General features: G+C 63.5%; 5 protein-coding genes. 4 read left to right on the top strand and 1 reads right to left on the bottom strand.

What is annotated here, in order from left to right; genetic code table 11:
- Positions 1 to 23 precede the first annotated feature (23 nt).
- Entirely contained in the window at positions 24 to 1,160 is a 1,137-nt protein-coding gene (locus tag ABQF13_RS25195) for a CaiB/BaiF CoA transferase family protein (RefSeq protein ID WP_448395535.1), read from the bottom strand.
- 165 nt (positions 1,161 to 1,325) lie between these two features.
- Here ABQF13_RS25195 and ABQF13_RS25190 point away from each other — a divergent pair, with 165 nt between their 5' ends.
- From ABQF13_RS25190 to ABQF13_RS25175, 4 genes are all read left to right on the top strand, one after another.
- Positions 1,326 to 1,511: a ferredoxin gene (locus ABQF13_RS25190; protein ID WP_448395534.1), complete on the top strand. Its 186-nt coding sequence runs from the start codon at positions 1,326 to 1,328 to the stop codon at positions 1,509 to 1,511.
- Positions 1,512 to 1,701: 190 nt separating this feature from the next.
- A complete protein-coding gene (locus ABQF13_RS25185; RefSeq protein ID WP_448395533.1) occupies positions 1,702 to 2,739 on the top strand; it encodes a phosphotransferase family protein in 1,038 nt (345 codons plus the stop codon).
- Positions 2,736 to 3,497 carry an SDR family NAD(P)-dependent oxidoreductase gene (locus ABQF13_RS25180; RefSeq protein WP_448395532.1) on the top strand — a complete coding sequence of 254 codons (762 nt, stop codon included), beginning with the start codon at positions 2,736 to 2,738 and terminating at the stop codon, positions 3,495 to 3,497. The genes ABQF13_RS25185 and ABQF13_RS25180 overlap by 4 nt, the downstream gene beginning before the upstream one ends.
- Positions 3,498 to 3,516: 19 nt before the next feature.
- Positions 3,517 to 4,812 (top strand): acyl-CoA dehydrogenase family protein, encoded by a 1,296-nt coding sequence (locus ABQF13_RS25175; RefSeq protein ID WP_448395531.1) that lies wholly within the window; start codon positions 3,517 to 3,519, stop codon positions 4,810 to 4,812.
- Positions 4,813 to 4,978: the final 166 nt, after the last annotated feature.

Genomic DNA, 4,978 nt, shown 5'->3' with positions numbered 1-4,978 from the left:
GGCAGAGCAGACGACTCAGGACACTAGGGAATCACCCCCTCCCGGCGGAGTGCGTCTTGTCGGTCCTGGTCAAAGCCAAGTTCGGCCAAAATCACCGCGGTATCCCGTCCGATCGAGGTGGGGCCTCCCGGCCGGCCGGGTGTCGCTGAGAAGCGGGGCGTGACGGCGGGCAATTCAATGTTCTCCCAGTCAGAGAAGGATTTGCGCGCGACAGCGTGGGGGTGGTGGGGTGCCTCGTTGAGCGTGAGCACCGGGGCGACACAAGCGTCCGTTGCGCCGAACACCTGCCCCCATTCGTCGCGCGTTCGAGTTTTGAAGGTCGTGGCCAACCAGGCGGCGCAAGCAGCACGCTGATCGTCGACGTACGGCGACGGAACGTTGGCCGGGTCGAACCCCAACCGCTCGATGAGGACAAGCCAGAACTTCCGTTCCAACGCGCCGACCGCGACGTAGCGGCCGTCGGCGCATTCGTAGCAACGGTAGTTCGGCCACCCACCGTCGAGCATGTTGGATTCACGTCCCTCCCGCCATTCCCCGTTCTCGAGCATCACCCGAGTCGCGATGCCCAGATAGGAGGCCCCGTCGACCATCGCGGCGTCGACTACCTGTCCCTCGCCAGTGATTTGTGAGTGGATAAGGGCCGCGAGAATGCCGGCGAGGAGGAACATCGCCCCGCCACCGTAGTCCGCGAGATAGTTGACGGGCGGGATGGGCGGGCCGGACCGGGGCCCTAAGCCATGAAGTAGTCCGGATAGCGCCAGATAAGTGATGTCGTGGCCCGCTGCAGCCGCCATCGGCCCAGTCTGCCCCCATCCCGTCATACGACCGTAAACCAAGCCGCGATTCTGCCTTCGAACCTCGTCCGGACCGATGCCGAAACGCTCGACGACTCCCGGCCGAAACCCTTCCAGCAGTATGTCCGCGTTCCCGGCGAGGCGCAGCAGCACATCTGCACCCCCGGGCTTCGCGATGTCTAGGGCGATCGACCGGCGTCCGCGCCCGACGGCGCTCTCGTTGAAGCGATCGCTGCGCGAACGCGCTGACGTCGCTCGCTCGATCCGGATGACCTCGGCGCCCAGATCGCTCAGGTGCATTGCCGCAAACGGCACCGGACCCCGGGCGGGCAACTCGATGACCCTGATTCCAGAAAGCGGACCCACTGAACCATCCTTTCGACCTCGGCCTTACTCTTCGCATAGATAATGCCTTGGAGCTGACCCTGGTCCACCATACGAGCACTACTAATGGGCACTTGACGAATCCTCACAGCAGAGCACTATGATCATAGATAGTTCTTTCGCAACAAGGATGGAGGCGCTCGGATGATGGTTAAGGTCGACTTGAATCGCTGCCACGGACATGGCCTGTGCCTCATTCATGCACCCGAAATCTTCGACATGAATGACGAAGGGCGTTCCTATGTGAAGGCGGCCTGCATCGAGGGTGAACTCGCCGAGCAGGTTAGGCGAGCAGTCGAGAACTGTCCTGAACAAGCGCTGAGCACGGAGTAGAGCAGCAGGGCATCGGCAATGGATCAAGGCAACTGGGCGACCCCGTCTGCAGCCAGGCTCTCGCACCCGCTCTGGGCTGGCAGTGCAGGTCACAAGAGAAGGGACACCGTCGTGACGACAACCAACTGGCAGAAGCCCAAACCCCGATCCGCAACCGGTATCTCACTCGCGCAGAGTTGAGGCGGGGGATATGACCGGGCACTTGCACCCCAGCCGACTCGGGCGGTGGCTAGACGAAGTCGGAGCGCCCGGTGAAGGTGAGATACCCACGCTGGAGCCGCTCAGCGGTGGTTCGCAGAATGCGCTGTACAGGGTGCGTCGTGGCGACTGCGACATGGTGGTGCGCATGCCGGGGGCGGACCGCTCAGACGGTCGGATCACCGGATTGCTCCGCGAGGTACGGCTGATGCGCGCGCTCGCCGGCACCGATGTACCCCACGCAGGGTTGATCGCCGCCGACGAGACCGGAGCGGCCTGTGGCGTTCCGCTACTCGTCATGCAGGCCGTCGATGGATGGAGTCCCGCGCAGAGTTGGCCCTGGCCGTTCGAGAGCGATTCGGAGGCCCGCCGCGGTTTGGCATTCGAAATCGTCGAAGGAGCGGCGAAACTGGCGCGACTACCGTGGCGCGAGATTGGCCTCGCCGATTTCGGACGTCCGGACGATTTCCACGATCGCCAGGTGGATCGCTGGCTGGCCTACCTGGACGGGCACCGAGTGCGCGAACTACCCGGGCTGGACGACGCCGCGCAGTGGCTGCGCCGTAATCGCCCTCGAAACTACGTACCGAGCATCATGCATGGTGATTACCAGTTCGCGAACGTGATGTATCGCCATCACCGTCCCGCGGAGTTGGCCGCGATCATCGATTGGGAGATGACGACGATCGGTGACCCGCTGCTGGATCTGGCATGGGCACTGATCGGCTGGGATGGGGAGCGACCAAGGGACGACTTCTACGTCGACGTCTCTGGGATGCCGGCCCGCAGCGAACTGCTTGCCCACTACGAGAGTGTCAGCGGATTGTCGACCGCTGGCTTCGACTACTACACCGTGCTGGCGAATTGGAAGTTGGGAATCGTCCTGGAACGAAGCTACGCGGCGATGGTCCGTGGTGAGCCGGTCAGCGAGTTGGTCGCAAAGTTCGCGACCCTGGTGCCGGAACTGATCGCTACAGCAGCCCGACTGGCGCGGGAAACCGGCCCCCGCTCGGACGTAGCATCGACGTGAACAATTCCTGCGCTTGCCACAACGTGTCCGAACGGGTGGTTCTGATCACCGGCGGCAGCCGTGGTCTCGGCCGCCATATGGCCTTTGCGATGGCGGCGCACGGCGCCCACGTCATCATCGCCAGCCGCGACGAAGCATCCTGCTCCGCCACGGCCGCAGAGATTGAGCGTGCCACGGGACGAGCGGTGATGCCCTACGGCGCACACGTCGGCCGGTGGGATCAGATCGAAGGCCTGGTCGAGGCGGCGTACGCGCAGTTCGGCAGGGTTGACGTCCTGATCAACAACGCCGGCATGTCTCCGACGTACGCCTCGTTGCCGGAGGTTACCGAAAAGCTGTTCGACGCGGTCCTCAACGTTAACCTCAAAGGCCCGTTCCGCCTCGCCGCTCTGGTCGGGCAGCGAATGGTTCGCGAGGGCCGCGGTTCGATCATCAACGTTAGTTCCACCGCTTCGATTCGTCCGCGGCCCGATGTCGTGCCCTATGCCGCGGCCAAGGCAGGTTTGAACGCGATGACTGAGGCGCTCGCGCTGGCCTATGGTCCGACCGTTCGGGTCAACACCTTGATGGCCGGACCATTTCGCACCGATGCGACCGCGCAATGGGATCCAGAGGCTACTGCAAAATTGGTTGCCGGCCATTCCCTGCGACGTCTCGGCGACCCCGACGAGGTGGTCGGGGCGGCTCTGTTCCTGGCGTCGGAGGCATCTAGTTACACCACCGGCTCGATTGTGCGGGCCGACGGTGGAATCCCCTAATCGGTAGGAGAACGAAGATATGGCATGGGATTTCTCGAATGACGAAGATTTCGACAAGAAGCTCGATTGGGTGCGCTGCTTTGTCCGCGACGAGGTTGAGCCGTTGGACGCGTTGTTTCCTGGGTGCGAGTACCTTCCCTTGGACGCTGCGCGGCGCGCGGTCGTTGATCCTCTCAAGCAGCAGGTGCGGGAACAGGGCATGTGGGCGCCGCACCTCGGGCCCGAACTCGGCGGCCAAGGTTACGGTGCCGTCAAGCTGACGCTGATCAACGAGATCCTGGGGCGAACGAATTGGGGGCCAATTGTTTTCGGTGCCCAAGCCCCCGACACGGGAAACGCCGAGATACTGGCGCGGTTTGGTACCGAAGAGCAGAAGTCCCGCTATCTCGCACCGTTGCTCGCTGGCGATATCTTCTCCTGCTTCTCGATGACAGAGCCGCAGGGCGGCGCAGATCCGCGTACGTTCACGACCCGCGCCGACCGGGATGGCGACGACTGGGTCATCACCGGCCGCAAGTACTTCGCGTCAAACGCTTCGGTTGCCGAATTCTTCATCGTCGTCGCCATCACCAGCGCCGACGTCGAAGTGCATCGTGGCGCATCGACCTTTTTGATTCCAGCGGACACGCCCGGTCTGACCATTGTCGACAACCACCATCTGTTCGGTTCCCGCCCGCACGAACCCGGTCACGCGCTGGTGCACCTCGATCGTGTGCGGGTCGGGTCCGACGCGTTGCTCGGAGAACCGGGCGAGGGATTTCACGTGGCGCAGACACGGCTCGCCGGGGGTCGCCTGCACCACGCAATGCGCGCCATCGGCGTGGCACAACGGGCCATCGACCTAATGGCAAGACGGGCCAACAGCCGATTCACCCAAGGTAGTTCGCTGGCCGACAAACAGCTGGTGCAACAGTTCATTGCCGACTCCTATACCGAGTTGATTCCTTTTCGGCTGGCCGTACTGCAGGCCGCATGGCTAGTCGACACCGCCGGCGAGCACGCCGCTCGTAACGAAATCGGACTCTGCAAGATCCTCACGCCCAAGGTCATTCAGTCGATTACGCTGCGTGCGATCCAGGTTCACGGAGCTCTCGGGTTGACCGAGGAGATGCCGCTTATGGGGATGCTGGTGAACGGCCTGGCTCTGGGGCTCGCTGACGGACCGACGGAGGCGCACAAGGTCAACCTCGCCCGCCGACTGTTGCGCGATTACGAAGTTGAAGACGCCTCCTGGCCGAGCGCGATGCTCAAGAACCGGCTTGCCGTAGCGCAATCGCGCGCTCGGTCGGAGGGCGAACCGATCCCGACCGCGTGACGTCATCACCCCGCTGAAGCGTGCCCGACATCCCCGGTGCGACCCCCGAGCTCGTCCTGCCGCAGTGAGCGGGAACCGGTTCCTGTCACTACCCACACGTCGTCGACGTCAGCTAGAGCCAGATTTCCCCCCGCGCAACGGAAGTCGAGAAGTGGCATCAACGTTC

Source organism: Mycolicibacterium sp. XJ879 (genome assembly GCF_053483935.1).
This window is presented reverse-complemented; position numbering and strand designations above follow the sequence as displayed.

What these genes read in the sequence shown, in the direction of transcription:
- ABQF13_RS25175 (WP_448395531.1), top strand. Translation starts at nt 3,517, where the DNA reads ATGGCATGGGATTTCTCGAATGACGAAGATTTCGACAAGAAGCTCGAT.
- ABQF13_RS25185 (WP_448395533.1), top strand. Translation starts at nt 1,702, where the DNA reads ATGACCGGGCACTTGCACCCCAGCCGACTCGGGCGGTGGCTAGACGAA.
- ABQF13_RS25190 (WP_448395534.1), top strand. Translation starts at nt 1,326, where the DNA reads ATGGTTAAGGTCGACTTGAATCGCTGCCACGGACATGGCCTGTGCCTC.